The organism is Myceligenerans indicum (genome assembly GCF_016742955.1).
GTDB lineage: Bacteria > Actinomycetota > Actinomycetes > Actinomycetales > Cellulomonadaceae > Myceligenerans > Myceligenerans indicum.
Map to the genome: position 1 here is coordinate 133,002 of NZ_JABBYC010000007.1, position 14,464 is coordinate 147,465.

A 14,464-nucleotide genomic window follows, 5' to 3' on the forward strand; every position below is an offset into this window, starting at 1 on the left:
CCCGCCCGCCCCGATCCGGGCGGGCAGCCCGGCAGGCACGGCCTGCGCGTCGCCATCGCCGAGGACTCCGCGATCCTGCGCGACGGTCTCGCCGCGCTCCTGGCGCGCCGCGGGCACGAGGTCGTCGCCGCGGTGCCCGACGGCGATGCCCTGGTGGAGCGGGTGCTGACGCTCGCGGACTCGGAGACTCCGGTGCAGGTGGTGGTGGCGGACGTGCGGATGCCGCCCTCGCACACCGATGAGGGGTTGCGCGCCGTGCTCGCCCTGCGCGAGCGGTTACCGGGTCTGCCGGTGCTGCTGTTCTCCCAGTGGATCGAGACCACGTACGCGTCGAGGCTGCTGGAGGCGGATGCGCGCGGGGTGGGCTACCTCCTGAAGGACCGGGTGGCGGACGTGCGGGACTTCCTCTCGGCGCTGGCCCGGGTGGCGGCGGGAGAGACGGTGCTGGACCCGGAGGTGGTGACCCAGCTGCTGGGCGCGGCGCGCAGTGCCGCGGACCCGGGCCTGGAGCGCCTCACGCCTCGCGAGCGCGAGGTGCTGGCGCTCATGGCCCAGGGCCGCTCGAACGGTGCCATCGCGCAGGAGCTGGTGCTGTCCTACGGCGCGGTGGAGAAGAACGTCGCGGCGATCTTCACCAAGCTGGATCTGCCCCAGGACGCGGCGGCCCACCGCCGGGTGCTGGCGGTCCTGCGTCACCTGGGCGCCGAGGGCCCCTGACGCACGCCGTACCAGATCAGCCAGCCGATCATCCAGAACTCGCCGATCGTCGCGATGAACGGGAGCGCCTCGGCCACCGCGGTCGCGCCCGGGGCCAGGTACGTCACGAGCGTGGACAGCAGGTAGGCCACACCGCCCGCGAGGACGAACCAGCCCAGGGCGCGCGGCATCCGGGCGCGCAGCACCAGGAGGCCCATCGGGATCAGCCACAGGCCGAAGAAGGTCGCGCCCACTCCCCAGAACTGGCCGCTGAGCAGGTACATGAGCTGCGCCGCCCCGCCCTGGTCGGCCGCGAACGGAGTGGTGAGGGCGGCGTCGAGCGCGGCGGCGAGGCAGGCGGCGCTGCCCAGGATCGTGATCGCGTTGAACGCGCCGAACACGCCCAGCGAGGCGGCGGCGAACGCGTCGGTCCGGTGGAACAGCTTCACGAACCACAGTGCCACCAGCACCTGTGTGACGACCACGCCGAGTTCCAGCACGATCCCGACACGCGCCAGGGTCTCGTTCTCGACGAGGTGGGCCACCGTGGCCGCCGGGTCGTCCGGGTCGAAGATCATCGGCCGGATGATCATGAATCCCGGGACGGCCACCACTGCCATCGCGAGATAGAGCAGTCCCGTCAGACGGGCGGTGCTGCGGTCGAGCGTCTGCGTCTCCATGAGGAGCCCTTTCGTGTGCCTTACAACGTAAGGCTGAGCGTACGACGTAAGGTTCCTCCAGGGGAAGGGTGATTTCGGGTGACGATCGGCGATCCGACGACGGCGCGCTCCGCGCGCGCCCCGCTCAGCCGTGAGCGTGTTCTGGACGTGGCCGCGGGCCTGGCCGACGCCGAGGGCCTGCGAGCGGTGACGATGCGGCGGGTGGCAGGTGAGCTCGGCGTCGAGGCGATGTCGCTCTACCACCACGTGCCGGGCAAGGACGGGCTGCTCGGCGGACTGGTGGATCTCGTGGTCGCGCAGGTCTCCGACGCCGTGGCGGCCGATCCCGCCGCGCGGGGGGACGCCGGCGGGAGCGGCGACTGGCGGGTCACGGTCCGTGCGCGCTGCCTGGCGGCCCGCACGGTCATGCTGCGCCACCCCTGGGCCCCGGAGCTGATCGCCTCCCGGCCCACCATCCCGCCCGGCGCGTTCGTGCTGTTCGAGGAGGTCCTGGGAGTCATGGTGCGGGGTGGGTGCTCCTACTGGCTCGCGCACAAGGCCCTGCACGCCCTGGGCAGCATGGTCCTGGGCTTCACCCAGGAGCTGTTCAGCCCGGCCGGCGGGGACGACGGCGGCGGGCCCGGCGACGCCGAGGAGGACCTGGCCGCCATGGCCGAGGCCCTGCCCTACACGACGGCCATGGTCGCGAGCGAGATGCACGACGCCGACGACCCGACCCTGGGCTGGTGCGACAGCCAGTCCGAGTTCGAGTTCACCCTCGGTCTCCTGCTGGACGGGCTTGCCCGTGCCGACGAGCCCGGCGGGCTCCACCGGCCGGGCACGGCTCAGGGGTCGTAGAGCACGAGTTCCAGGCCGAACTCCGCCAGGATCTCCGGGAGACTGCGGATGACGTCCCGGTCCTTCTCCTTCTCGGGCTCGAGAAGGTCCTCCCACGACACGCCGATCATGGGGTGGACGCGCCGCGCGTCGTCCCGGACCGGGCCGTGCCTCCAGCCGAGGCCGACCCGCACCGACTCCCACAGGTCGTGCTCGGCCCGGGCGAGATCGTCCAGCAGCTCGCCGGCGATCGTCGCGCCCGGGCCGCCGTTGCGTGGTGCGATGGTTCCGCCCACGCGGGCGAGGCGGTCCGGCAGGGCCAGGACCCAGCCGCGGTTCGACTCCCGCAGGTCCTCGGTGAGGTCCTCCCACCGGCGCATCGCGGGAGCGCTCGCCCAGGCGACGCCCCGTTCGAGCTGGTTGCGCAGGTAGACGTGATGCACGGCGCGCGCGAGGCGTTCGTAGACGTCCTCGTGCACGCGGGGCTCCGGGTAGGGGGTGTGCGCCAGGAGGTCGTGCACGACGACGGTCCGCAGGCGCCCGTCCAGGTTGTCCAGCACGCGGGCACCACCGCCGTCGAGCACGCCGGCGAGACCCGCCAGCCGGTCCAGCACCAGCACGAGCGACCCGGCCGTGCCGTGCCACAGAGCCGTGTCCGCGAGTGCGGTGTGCAGCGCGGCGTCCTCGTCGTCGGGGCAGACGTAGATCCGGTCGGGCGCCGGGCCGTCCGGGATCCTGGTGACGGGCCGCAGGTCGCAGGTGTCGGTGATGGCGCCCCAGCGGCCGGCCAGCTCGTCGGCGGCCGTGGCGGCGTCGTCGGCCACGAGGAGGATCGTCAGGCGGTTCCGCACGCCGGAGACCAGCTCCCACTCCCGTGCCAGCGCGACGACGAGGGCGCGGGCCAGGTCGCCCGAGCCGATGACCGCCACCGCCGAGGCCGCCGCCAGGGACTCCGCGTCGCGCGCGGCGAGGCTCCGGGCGGCGAGCACGTCGAGCGTGAAGAAGTCGACGCCCGAGGCCGCGCACGCCAGGTGGCGCGCCTGCAGGGCGATGGCCAGCTCCGGGTCGCTCACGTGGGCGTACAGCCGTCGCGGGCCGCGCCCGCGCGCCCGCACCGTCGCGGCGACGTCGGCGACGGCCAGGACGTTGACGCTGGGGTTGCGCGTGTCGTCGGAGCACGCGTACACGACGGCGGCTCCCCGCAGGCCGGCGTCGTCCAGGTCGTCGTGATCGGCCGCGCGCAGCACGGTGTGGCCTCCGGTCCGCAGCGCGTCGGCCACGGCCCCGGCGGCGTCCGTCTGCCCGACGACGATCGCATGGCCCTTGGTCCGGCGTTCCCGCAGGCGCCGCAGCCGTTCGGCGAACAGCGCACGGACGGCCTCCACGATGGCCCAGACCGCCGCCGCCGGCGCGATGAAGCGCGCCAGCTGGAGCTGCCACGACAGATGGCCGCCGTCGCTCGCGGGGTCGGCGCCCAGCACGAAGAGCTGCAGGTCGTGATACAGGACGTCGAGCCAGGTGCGGTCCGGTGCGTCGGCGGTGTCGATCGCCAGGCCCCAGCCGCCGAGTGCGAGAGAGGCGGCGACCAGTCCGACGAAGCCGATCCGGGTCCAGGGCAGGCGGCGGGCGCGGGTCACGGAGGCACGCTACCCCAATGTCCCGGTATGTCGGGGCAGACCGGTGGCTATCGGCCGGACAGCCGGCCCGACCCGTGGGCCGTACGCAGGTAGGCCGCGACCCGGGTCAGATCCGCGAGCCTGCCCAGGTGGCCGAGCTTGGCCGGGTTGACCACGCCGTGACAGGCAACGATCCGGCCGGTGCCGTCCGGTTCGATGCCGACCTCGAAGGACAGCGTCCCGAGCACGCCGCCGCCCAGGCTGTCGCCGGCCACGATGACCAGGCCGGGAGCGCCGTTGACGTCCGCGGGCTCGTAGCGCGCCATGCCGCCTCCGGCACGCCGGGCGAAGCCTGCCAGGGCCCGCGCGACGCGAGCGCGCCCGGCCATCGGCTTCTGGATGGCGAAGCCGGGCGGGACGTTCCCGCCGCCGTCGCCGGTGAAGACGACGTCGTCGGCGAGAATGCCGACGAACGCCTCGACCTGGCCGTCCTCGACCGCCGCGAGGAAGCGGCCCACGAGCCGGGTCGCCTCGGCCCGGTCCTTGCCGGCCGGTGCGCGCCCCACGGACTGCGCCCGTCTCGCCGCGATCCGGCGCCTCGCCCGCGAGGCGAGCTGACGGGCCGAGACGGCCGACGTGCCGATGATCTCGGCGGCCTCGCCGTGCGGGTAGCCCAGCACGTCGTGCAGCAGGAAGGCGGCACGCTCGGTGGGCGTGAGCGTCTCCAGGACCACGAGGAAGGCGGTGGACAGGTCGTCGGCGAGCTCGGCGTGCGCGGCGGCCTCGGGCGGGGGAGCGGCGTGCGCGACCACGGGTGTCTCGTGGCCGGGCCACGACGACGCCCCCGACACGAGCGGTTCGGGCAGCCAGTCACCCACGTACGTCTCGCGCCGGGCACGCGCCGAGCGCAGCACGTTGATCGACAGCCGGGTGGTGATCGTGGTGACGAACGCGTCGGGGTTGCGGACCCCTCCGGGTTCGGCAGCCTGCCGAACCACCTTCAGCAGCGCCTCCTGCACCACGTCCTCGGCCTCGGCCACACTCCCGAGCATGCGGTACGCCACGGCGAACGACAGCGGCCGGAGCCGGGAGAGGGCGTCGTCGTCGACCACGGCGCCCCCGGACGCCGCGCCGGGCGAACTCGGGCCGCTGGTCGCCGAGCCGCTGGTCGTGGCCGCGTCATTGCTCATGGGGTCATCCTCTCGCCGCCCGGCGATCCGGGGTACGCAAATCTTCCTGCCCCCTGGACGACAGGACGGCGGGACGGGATGTGACAGGGGACCCGGCGGCGGGCGGGAGGCGGCACGGCGAGGTGATCGGCGGCTGATGCGGGCCGGGCCGGAAAAGGACTCGTTCGGGCCATCGCGTCCGGTTAGCGTCGCGGGCATGGTTCCTGAGGAGTGGATTCCGCACCGGCGCGACGACGGTGAACTGGTCGGCTGGATCCGGCCAGCGGGTGAGGACTGGGTCGCCGTGTCGCTGCTGGGACGCGACGTGTCGGGCGCGGTCGGCTGGCTGGAGGCGGAGGAGGCGCTCGAAGAACTCGGGCTGCGCTGGCTCGCCGGGGTCTGGACCCTGGACCGGCCCGGCGGCGACCCGCTGCGGGTGAAGATCGTGGACGTGCGCCCCGGGTGCGTCGTGGTGCAGACGGACGACTTCGGGGCGGTGGACGCCGTCGTCGAACGCATCGTGCTCGGCTGGCCGGCGCCCCCCGCGCTGCGTCCCCGGCGCCCGGACGACCCGGTCGTGTTCGGCGCGGCGTGAGCCCCGCCGGGCGGTGACGAAGCCGCGTGAGGGCATGGCGTGAGGGCGTGGCGTGAGGGCGCGGCGGACCGGCACGCGCCCGTGCGGGAACGGTGCGGGACGTGTGCGGGTCAGCGGCGCCTGCGCAGCAGCAGGCCCCGCAGCAGCAGCGCCTGACCCGCGTGCTGGGCGTCGTCGTTGACGACACTGATCAGGCGCACGCCGAGCGAGACCGGGGGATCCCAGGACGTGTCCACGATCCGGTCGAGATCGGCGTCCCGGAGCCTGGAGACGTACCCGATCGTGCGCGCGTGGACGGCGTCGTGGTAGCCGGTGAGCAGGTGAGGCGACGCGACGCGGACCGCCGCGACCTCGTCGGTGCGGTGCCCGTAGCCCGTGTCCTCGACCCGGAGCGGCAGGTCGAAGCGGTCCGCCCACCCGCTGTGGGACCAGACCTGTCCGGCGCCGGCGACGTCGGACACGTGGTCGTCCTGGATCCGCGTGAGGTGCCAGACGAGCCAGGCGACCGAGTTGGCCTCGGCGTCCGCCCTCCATACGAGCTCGTCGGCGGTCAGTCCCCGGACCGCGGCGTGCACCTCCTGGCGGATCCGGCCGAACGCGTCCACGAGCAGGTCCGCGACGTGCATGTCTATCGTCCTCTCCGATTCCGGACACGGGTCCGGGGGTTGTGCGACGGGGTGTCCCCGCGAACACCGGTGGCGCGTCCTCCCGCGGGGGACACAGTGCCGTCCGCGGGGGACACAGTGCCGTCGGCAACGATGCCACGCCGGAAAAGGACGGGCGTCCTGACCCGCCCGCCTTCTAGGGTCGGATGTCGTGGACAACGACGTCGAGCCCGAAGACCTGCCCCGCGACGACCCTGCCGACGGCCTCTTCGGCGAGTCCGTCGCGTCCGACTACGACTCCGACGACGGCACCGAGTTCGACCCGGCCGTGATCGCCCGGACGGCCGGCGTGCTCCACTCGCTGGCGGACGGGGCCCCGGCCCTCGAGCTCGCGATCGGCACCGGCCGGATCGCGTCCCCGCTCGCCGCGCGCGGCACCCCGGTGCACGGCATCGAGCTGAGCCGTGCCATGGCGCGGCGGATCGAGGACAAGCCCGGCGCGGGGAGCATCCACGTCACGATCGGCGACATGACCACCGCCCGGTCCGACGGCGACGTCGCGCCCGGCGAGTTCGGCCTCGTCTACCTCGTCTTCAACACGATCAGCAACGTCACCACCCAGGACGGCCAGGTCGAGGTGTTCCGCAACGCCGCCGCGCACCTGCGTCCGGGAGGGCGGTTCCTGGTCGAGGTGGGAGTGCCCGGCCTGCGGATGCTGCCGCCCGGGCAGGACAGTGTCCCCTTCGCGGTCGACACCGCGGGCGACGGCCTGACCTCGGGGTACGTGGGGTTCGACCAGTACGACGTCGTCACACAGCGCTTCCGGTCCGTTCACGTGCGCGTGTCCGGCCACGGCGGCGGGCGCGTCAACGCCGTCCCGTTCCGCTACGCCTGGCCGGCCGAGCTGGACCTGATGGCGCGCATCGCCGGGATGCGGCTGGTCGAGCGTTGGGCGGACTGGGACCGGTCCCCGTTCACGGCCGACAGCCGCAAGCACGTCTCGGTCTGGCGCAAGGACTGACGGTCCGGCACGAGGGCCGACGGCGGGCTGCCGCCGTGGGGCGCGGACCCTCGGGCCGCTCCCGCGGTGAGGCGCAATCCGCCCGCTTGCGGGGACATAGGGAGGGTATGAGAAGCCACCGTGACGTCATTGCCGGTCTCGCCGTACTCGTGCCGGTCGCCCTGGTCGCCGCGTGCGCCGGCGAGGTCCGGACCGGCCCGCCGCCCGCGGCCGAACCGGCACCCACCACGACGACCGTCCACCATCCTGTCGATCGCTCGACCGCGCCGTCGCCGTTCATCGTCTCGTACGACGGTCATGCGCTGGAGCTCGGCCCCCATACGTACTGCAACGCGACCGAGTGCGTGGACGGGGTCGACCTGGAACCGGAGCCGATCGGCTCACCCGGCGAGATCCGCGTCGAGGTCACCGAGCGGGGTCTCGCCGAGCTCGACGTGCAGGCCACGGACGACGTGTTGCCGGACGGCACGATGAAGGAGGACGCGGACTGGTCGCGGCTGCCGGCTCAGCCGCAGGGCGGCGGCGTCTGGCTCGTCCGCCCCGACGCGCCTGCCGGTGACTACCTGGTGTCGCTGTCGGCCCGCGGCGACAGCGGGGACATGGTCGCCGACCTGCGGTGGGAGATCGTGGACGCCGCCGGGTAGGCGGCAGCGCCCGATCCGTGCCGGGCCTGTGCCGGGTCAGCGAGCCGCCGCGGTGCTCGGCGCGGGCTCGCTGATCGCGGGGCCGGTCGCGGGCGGGACCGGCCTGCGGCGGGTTCGCGAGCCCCACAGGACTCCGATGATGACCAGCGCCGCCCCCACCAGCTGCGGGATGCCGAGCCGCTCGCCCAGCAGCACCGCGGACGCGCTCAGTCCCACCACGGGCACGAGCATGGAGAACGGCGCCACCATGCCCGCCGGATGCCGGGCCATGAGCCACGTCCAGATCCCCGATCCGGCCAGGGTCCCGATCAGCACCGTGTAGGCGAGTCCGGCCAGGGCCGGCAGGAGTTCGGGCCCCGGTGTGAAGGACCGTGCGATCGCGTCCGGGCCCTCCACGGCCAGGGACAGGAGCGCCATGGGAACGGGCGGAACCACGGACATCCACAGTGTGACGTGCAGGGGGTTGGGCCGCTGCGTGGCCCCGGACATGGCGCGCGCGTTGGACACGTTGCCGATCGCCCAGCCGAATCCGGCGGCGAGCACCAGGAGGAACGGGGCGAACGCGGCGGCCTGCGCCTGCTGCCAGCCGACGACGGCGAGACCTGACGTGGCCACGCCCAGCCCGGCGAGCTGGCGCGCCGAGACGCGCTCGCGGAACACCGTGGCACCGAGCAGCACCGTGAACGGCGCCGACGACTGCAGCACGAGCGAGGCCAGGCCGGTGGGGAAACCGGCCGCCATGCCCCAGTACAGGAACAGGAACTGCAGCGTGCCGAACCCGAGGCCGTAGCCGAACAGCCACCGGGCCGGCACCTGCGGCCGGGGGACCAGCAGGAGCGTGGGCACCGCGACGATCGCGAAGCGAAGTGCGACCAGCATGAAGGGCGGGAACTGGGCGAGGGAGGCGTTGATCGCGATGAAGTTGAGACCCCACATGAGGGCGACCGAGAAGGCCAGGAGGCGGTGCGTGAGCGGCATGTTCCAGAGTCTGCGAGCAATTGCTCTGTAGGACAAGTGAAATCTCCTACATCTCTCTGTAGGCTGCCTTCATGAATGATCGGCGAGACGACCCCGAGGGCTTCGGCGGCCTGGACGGTTCCGGCGGCCTGGACGGTTCCGGCAGCCCTGAGGGGGCCGCCGACTCCGAGAGCCCTGGCGCGCCGCGGGAGGGCAGTGCTCGCCGTATCGATCTGACCCGAGCCGATCCCCGCCACCTGGCACTGCTGCGTGAACTCGCCGACCGGGGTTCGGTCACGGCCGTCGCGACGGCCACGTTCCGCACGCCGTCGGCGGTGTCACAGCAGTTGCGGACCGCGCAGCGCGAGCTCGGCGGGCTGCCGCTCACGGAGGCGGCCGGCAGGGGAGTGCGGCTCACGGAGGCGGGACGGCTCCTGGCCGAGGGCGGTCGCGACCTGGCGCGGGCGATCGCCCAGGTGCAGGCGAGGTGGGACGCGTACGTGGGGTCGCCGGCGGGCACCGTGACCGTGGCGACGCTGCCGAGTGCGGCGGCGATCCTGCTTCCGGGGGTGTTGGACCGGCTCGCCGGAACCGAGGTCCGGGTGGAGTGCTCCGACATGGACGTGGCGGAGATGCGGTACGCGCAGCTGGTGACGGACCACGACGTCGTGATCGGGCACAGCTTCACCTCGCTCGTGCCCGAGGGTGCCCAGCATCTGGCCACGGTCCCGCTGCTGCGGGAGCCGCTGGACATCGCCATGCGCGCGGGACACCCACTGGCGGCGAAGCGGGAGGTCACGCCCGCAGAGCTGGCGGAGTGCGAGTGGTACGGCGTGCCGGCCGGCTACCCGTTCGACGGCCTCCGCCTGGCGGTGGAGACGGCGGCCGGCCTGCCGCTGACGGTGGTGCAGCGACTGCGTGACAACCGCCTCATCGAGGCACTGGTCGCGGCAAGCGACCGGGTCGCCATCCTGCCGCGGTACACGACCTCGGACCCGCGGATCGTGCTGCGTCCGGTGGCGGGGATCGCCGCGGGCCGGCACATCGTGGCGATGGCACGCCCGGACCGGGCCGAGCGGCTGGCCGTGCGGACCGTGCTGGACGCGTTTCGCGAGGTGGGCAGGTCGGTCGGGGACACGCCGTAGGGCTCGTGCCAGGTCTGCCAGGTCTGCCGGGGCCGCCGGGGTGCCGGGGCCGGACCGTCCTGTCGGCTCCCCGGGTGCCGGACCGTCCTGTCGGTTCCTCAGCCGTGTTCCCAGGCGGAGAGTGCCTTCTCGACGGCCTGGCGGTCGCGGGACCGGACGCCGTCGACCAGTGCGTATGGTGACTCACCCTTCTTCGGGGCGCGGCGCCAGGTGCCCACCAGGCGCCCGTCCAGGAGCACCGCCGGGCGGAACACGCCGTTCGTGAACGGGACGACCTGCCTCATCGCCTCCTTCGAGGCCACGAGGTCACGGTTCGCGTAGCCCAGCACGATCTCGTCGAACCCCGGCACGAGTGTGACGCCTGCGGGGCCGGTGCGGTCGGGAACCGCCGCGGTGCGGCCGTTCGCGACGAGCATCGCGGTGCCGTCCACGTCCACCTCCCGAAGCTCCTCCGAGATGTCGGCGACGGCGCGGCGCACCGGAGTCTTCGGCAGGCCGAGCCACCAGGCCAGGTCCTCGGTGGTGGCCGGGCCGTGCGAGGCGAAGTACGCGCGGGCGATGCGGCGCAGCTCCCGCCCAGGGTCGTCCGTGGGGTCCGCAGGGGACGACCCGCCGGGCGCCGCCGGCGGGTGTGCCGACGGGGCACGGCGCGTGGCGACCAGGAGCTGCTGTCTGCCGGCGAACGGCCCCCAGTGCAGCAGTCCGTCGAGCGCGAGCAGCACGATCAGGTGGTATCCCCGCTGCCCCTCGGTGCTGACCCCTTCCTGCTCCCACAGGTCCGTCAGCGAGGCGCGCGACATCCCGCCGTCGGCCAGGGCCTCCCGCGCCACGGCGGCGGCCCTCCGGACGACGTCGTCGTCGATCCCCTCGTCGGCGCGGAGCTTGCGGGTCTTCTGCTTCACGCGTTCGGCCGTCAGCGACAGGAGCGCCGTGAGGTCGCTCGGGGTGGTGGCGAAGAGCGTGCCGCGCTGGGTCCAGCCGCGCACGAGCCGGCCCGAGTCGAACGCGGCACGCACATCGTCCAGCGTGGTGCCCGGGCGGCTGCGGACCACGATCGCCCGCAGTACCGCCGGGAGGTCCTGGCCCTGCAACGCCACCATGTGCTGCACCACGTCGACCGGAGACAGATCACCCCGCGGCACCAGGCGTTGTGCGCGCAGGCGCAACCGCCGGGCCGTATCGGAGGAGATCGTCGTGGGCGAGGCCATGAACCGAAGCGTAGGCGGGGTGGCTGACAGCGGACAGGAGTATCACCGGCCGCCGCGCGGCCGTCGCGGGCGAGCGGCCCGCCCACGCTACTCGCCCGGAGAACCGAGCGAGGCGGGTGCGGCGGCAAATTGGGGGTCGGGCCGCCGCACCCGCATGTCTCCACGAACCGAAGGCCGGAAGCGTTGGGGCCGGGCAGGGACGAGTTTCCGTCGATGTCAGTACCTCCGGTTACCGTTGCCGCGTGACGATGGACAACTCGACGCGCGGCATGGGACAGGGCAGAACCATGCGCGGCTTCATGCAGGACCCCACGGTCGCGCGCCACCGGCTGGCGCGGGACACCGTCCGGCGCATCCTGGCGTTCGCCCGGCCCTACCGCAGGCAGCTTGTGCTCTTCGCCCTGCTCCTCGTGCTCGACGCTGCCGCCGGCACGGCCGTCCCGCTGCTGTTCCGCTACCTCATCGACAACGGCATCACCGCGGGCGACCCACGCCTCGTCGTGAGCCTCGCCGCCGGCGCCGCCGCCCTCGCGCTCGTGGGCGCGGGCCTCGCCGTCGCCGAACGCTGGGTCTCCTCCCGCGTCGGCGAGGGGCTCATCGTCGACCTGCGCACCGCCGTGTTCGACCACGTGCAGCGCATGCCGCTCGCGTTCTTCGCCCGCACCCGCACGGGCGCGCTCGTGCAGCGCCTCAACGGTGACGTGCTCGGCGCCCAGCAGGCCTTCACCTCCACCCTGCAGACCGTCGTGTCCAACGCCCTGACCGTCGTGTTCACCCTCGCCGCCATGTTCGCCATGTCCTGGCGGCTCACCCTGCTCGCGCTGGTGGTCACCCCGCTGTTCGTGCTGCCCGCCCGCTGGTTCGGGCGCCGCCTCGCTGATCTCACCCACCGCACCTACGAGGTCAACGCCGACGCCGGACAGCTCATGAACGAACGCTTCAACGTCGCCGGTGCCCACCTCGCCAAGATCTTCGGCGACCCGGGACGGGAGTCCGCCCAATACGCGCACCAGGTCGAGGGCCTGCGGGATCTCGGCGTGCGGCGCGCGCTGCTGAGCACCTGGTTCCGCGTGGGCCTGACCACCATGGCATCGCTCGCCATCGCCGTCGTGTACGGGCTCGGCGGCGTCCAGGCCATCTCCGGAGCCCTCACGGTCGGCGTCGTCGTCGCCATGGCCGCCTACCTGAACCGGCTCTACGGCCCCCTCACCGCCATGGCGAACGTCCAGGTCGACATCATGACCGCCCTCGTCAGCTTCGAACGCGTCCTCGAGGTCCTCGACCTGGAACCCACCGTCACCGACGCCCCCGACGCGACCGACCTGCGTGACGCCGTCGCCCGGCACGGCGCGAGCGTCACCCTGGACGGTGTCACGTTCCGCTACCCGAGAGCCGGCGAGGTCGGGCTGGCATCCCTGGAGGCCGTCGCGGTCCCGACCCAGGAACCGGCGTCCGACACCCTGCACGACCTCACGTTCACCGTCCCCCCAGGGGCCGTGGTCGCGCTCGTGGGCCGCTCCGGCGCAGGCAAGACCACCACCGGCCACCTCGTCACACGCATGTACGACCCGACGTCGGGCAGCGTCGCCATCGCCGGCCAGGACCTGCGCGGCGTCACCCTCGCCTCCCTGCGCGCCACCGTCGGGGTCGTCTCCCAGGAGGCCCACCTCTTCCACGACACCGTCGCCGCCAACCTCCGCTACGCCCGCCCCGGCGCCACCGACGCCGAGATCGAACAGGCCATGCGCCGCGCCCGCATCTGGGACCTCGTCTCACGCCTCCCGCAGGGCGCCGACACCGTCGTCGGCGACCGCGGCTACCGCCTCTCGGGCGGCGAGCGCCAGCGCCTCGCCATCGCACGCCTCCTGCTCAAGGCGCCGGACGTCGTCATCCTCGACGAGGCCACCGCCCACCTCGACTCCGAGTCGGAGGCGGCCGTGCAGGCGGCGCTGAACGAGGCGCTCGCGGGCCGCACGTCGCTGGTCATCGCGCACCGCCTGTCCACGGTCCGCGACGCGGACCTCGTGGTGGTGCTCGACGACGGCCGGGTGGCGGAGCAGGGCACTCACTCCGAGCTCCTGGCGGCGGGAGGGCTGTACGCCGAGCTCTACCGGACGCAGTTCGCCACCGGGCAGGACGTGGCGGGGTCACCCGGTCCGCGGTGACCCGGACCTCGCGAGCGGTCAGCCCGGTGTCATCTCGCCGGCCGGGACAGGCACGGCGAGCGTGTTGCCCGCCTGGGCCAGCGGGCAGGCCCAGGCGGGGTCGTACGCGCAGGACGGGTTGTAGGCGAAGTTGAGGTCCAGGACGATCCGGCCGGCGCCGTCGTCACCGAGCCAGGCGCCCTTGATCGTGTCCACGAGGTAGCGTCCGCCGCCGTACGTCCCGTCGGGACGACCGGCCAGGGCGTCCTTCACCGGGACGAACAGCCCGCCCCCGTACGAGGCCAGGCGCCACACATCGAGCGGCCCCGCGCCGGGAAGCTCGGCCGTGCCGAGCAGCTCGAACGGGACGACGCCGTCGGTGCCTGTCGGCACGTCCAGCCGGCGGGGTTCGCGGGCCGGGACGATCCGCGTCTCGAAGCGCCACGCCGGGTCGTACGGGGCCACGCGCAGCCCGGTGAACCGCTCGCGGTCCGTCGGCAGCAGGGGGGAGGCGGGGTGCGTGGCGAACAGCTCGTCCCGGGCGGCGATCCACGCGGCGTGCGCGCCGGCCGGGTCCGCGGGGCGTGCCCGCACGTCCTCGTACAGGGCGAAGACTCGCCGCCGCCAGTCGGCGACGGCCAGGGCTCCGGCGGGCCCGGTGAGCCCGTCCTCGCCGCCGGTCCTCGCGTTGGGTCCTGTGTCGGGACCTGCGTCGGGTGTCGTGTGGGGCCTGGTGTCGGGTGCGCCTGCGTGCGGGGCGTCGCGTGCGGGGTCGGACGTCATCGGAGGCGGGACTCGTGCGGGGTCATGAACCCCACCGTAGGCGGTCGGGCCGTGCCCTGGTGACGTCCGCCGGCGGCCACGCGCCCGGGCCGGGGCGGGGCGGGTGGCGCCGAGCCGGCTCTCCCGGCGGTCGGCACGTGCACGGGGAGCCCGTCACCACGATCACCGCGTACGCGGTGATCGCCCGGCGATCAACGGCGCGTCCACTTCTGATGCACCGCGGCCGTCTAGCCTGGGGCGTACGGCCGGTGTCCGGGCGCGGGCGGCCGGACCGAGCCCTGTCGGACCGGACGTCCGGCACGCGACCGGTGCGTGCGGCAGTCCGCTCGGAAGGAGTGCTGGTCATGGCGGGTGGGGGTGCGGGTGCTGTCTCTTATACACATCT

General features: G+C 73.7%; 14 protein-coding genes. 7 read left to right on the plus strand and 7 right to left on the minus strand.

Features of this window, described 5'->3' with window-relative positions; genetic code table 11:
* Positions 1 to 42 precede the first annotated feature (42 nt).
* Entirely contained in the window at positions 43 to 717 is a 675-nt protein-coding gene (locus tag HGK34_RS06970) for a response regulator (RefSeq protein WP_201845877.1), read from the plus strand.
* On the opposite strand, the gene HGK34_RS06975 is transcribed toward HGK34_RS06970, so the two are convergent.
* On the minus strand, positions 693 to 1,376 hold the full coding sequence (locus HGK34_RS06975) for a DUF4386 domain-containing protein (RefSeq protein WP_201845857.1): 684 nt from the start codon (positions 1,374 to 1,376) through the stop codon (positions 693 to 695). The two genes, HGK34_RS06970 and HGK34_RS06975, sit on opposite strands and share 25 nt — an antisense overlap.
* 78 nt (positions 1,377 to 1,454) lie before the next feature.
* On the opposite strand from HGK34_RS06975, the gene HGK34_RS06980 reads away from it, so the two are divergent.
* Positions 1,455 to 2,213: a TetR/AcrR family transcriptional regulator gene (locus tag HGK34_RS06980; RefSeq protein WP_307815835.1), complete on the plus strand. Its 759-nt coding sequence runs from the start codon at positions 1,455 to 1,457 to the stop codon at positions 2,211 to 2,213.
* On the opposite strand, the gene HGK34_RS23490 is transcribed toward HGK34_RS06980, so the two are convergent.
* Positions 2,201 to 3,829, minus strand: a complete 1,629-nt coding sequence (locus HGK34_RS23490; RefSeq protein WP_201845858.1) for a RyR domain-containing protein — start codon at positions 3,827 to 3,829, stop codon at positions 2,201 to 2,203. The two genes, HGK34_RS06980 and HGK34_RS23490, sit on opposite strands and share 13 nt — an antisense overlap.
* A 47-nt stretch (positions 3,830 to 3,876) precedes the next feature.
* A complete protein-coding gene (locus HGK34_RS06990; RefSeq protein WP_201845859.1) occupies positions 3,877 to 4,998 on the minus strand; it encodes a sigma-70 family RNA polymerase sigma factor in 1,122 nt (373 codons plus the stop codon).
* Between the two features lie 196 nt (positions 4,999 to 5,194).
* Here HGK34_RS06990 and HGK34_RS06995 point away from each other — a divergent pair, with 196 nt between their 5' ends.
* Positions 5,195 to 5,572, plus strand: coding sequence for a hypothetical protein (locus HGK34_RS06995; protein ID WP_201845860.1), 378 nt, complete (start codon positions 5,195 to 5,197; stop codon positions 5,570 to 5,572).
* 110 nt (positions 5,573 to 5,682) lie between these two features.
* Here HGK34_RS06995 and HGK34_RS07000 read toward each other — a convergent pair whose 3' ends face one another.
* The gene (locus tag HGK34_RS07000; protein WP_201845861.1) at positions 5,683 to 6,198 is read right to left on the minus strand and encodes a mycothiol transferase; all 516 of its coding nucleotides are present in this window, start codon (positions 6,196 to 6,198) and stop codon (positions 5,683 to 5,685) included.
* Between the two features lie 190 nt (positions 6,199 to 6,388).
* On the opposite strand from HGK34_RS07000, the gene HGK34_RS07005 reads away from it, so the two are divergent.
* Complete coding sequence (locus HGK34_RS07005; RefSeq protein ID WP_307815836.1) at positions 6,389 to 7,198, plus strand: class I SAM-dependent methyltransferase; 810 nt, start codon at positions 6,389 to 6,391, stop codon at positions 7,196 to 7,198.
* Positions 7,199 to 7,305: 107 nt separating this feature from the next.
* Entirely contained in the window at positions 7,306 to 7,842 is a 537-nt protein-coding gene (locus tag HGK34_RS07010; protein WP_201845862.1) for a hypothetical protein, read from the plus strand.
* Positions 7,843 to 7,878: 36 nt separating this feature from the next.
* Here the strand turns inward: HGK34_RS07010 and HGK34_RS07015 are convergent, their stop codons facing one another.
* The gene (locus HGK34_RS07015; RefSeq protein WP_201845863.1) at positions 7,879 to 8,820 is read right to left on the minus strand and encodes an EamA family transporter; all 942 of its coding nucleotides are present in this window, start codon (positions 8,818 to 8,820) and stop codon (positions 7,879 to 7,881) included.
* A 71-nt stretch (positions 8,821 to 8,891) separates the two neighbouring features.
* Between HGK34_RS07015 and HGK34_RS07020 the strand changes: the two genes are divergently transcribed.
* On the plus strand, positions 8,892 to 9,944 hold the full coding sequence (locus HGK34_RS07020; protein WP_201845864.1) for a LysR family transcriptional regulator: 1,053 nt from the start codon (positions 8,892 to 8,894) through the stop codon (positions 9,942 to 9,944).
* 98 nt (positions 9,945 to 10,042) lie between these two features.
* Here HGK34_RS07020 and HGK34_RS07025 read toward each other — a convergent pair whose 3' ends face one another.
* The gene (locus tag HGK34_RS07025; RefSeq protein ID WP_201845865.1) at positions 10,043 to 11,152 is read right to left on the minus strand and encodes a winged helix DNA-binding domain-containing protein; all 1,110 of its coding nucleotides are present in this window, start codon (positions 11,150 to 11,152) and stop codon (positions 10,043 to 10,045) included.
* A gap of 248 nt (positions 11,153 to 11,400) precedes the next feature.
* Here HGK34_RS07025 and HGK34_RS07030 point away from each other — a divergent pair, with 248 nt between their 5' ends.
* Positions 11,401 to 13,317, plus strand: a complete 1,917-nt coding sequence (locus tag HGK34_RS07030) for an ABC transporter ATP-binding protein (RefSeq protein WP_244666513.1) — start codon at positions 11,401 to 11,403, stop codon at positions 13,315 to 13,317.
* Positions 13,318 to 13,335: 18 nt separating this feature from the next.
* Here the strand turns inward: HGK34_RS07030 and HGK34_RS07035 are convergent, their stop codons facing one another.
* On the minus strand, positions 13,336 to 14,079 hold the full coding sequence (locus HGK34_RS07035) for a DUF1684 domain-containing protein (RefSeq protein WP_201845866.1): 744 nt from the start codon (positions 14,077 to 14,079) through the stop codon (positions 13,336 to 13,338).
* Between the last annotated feature and the right edge of the window lie 385 nt (positions 14,080 to 14,464).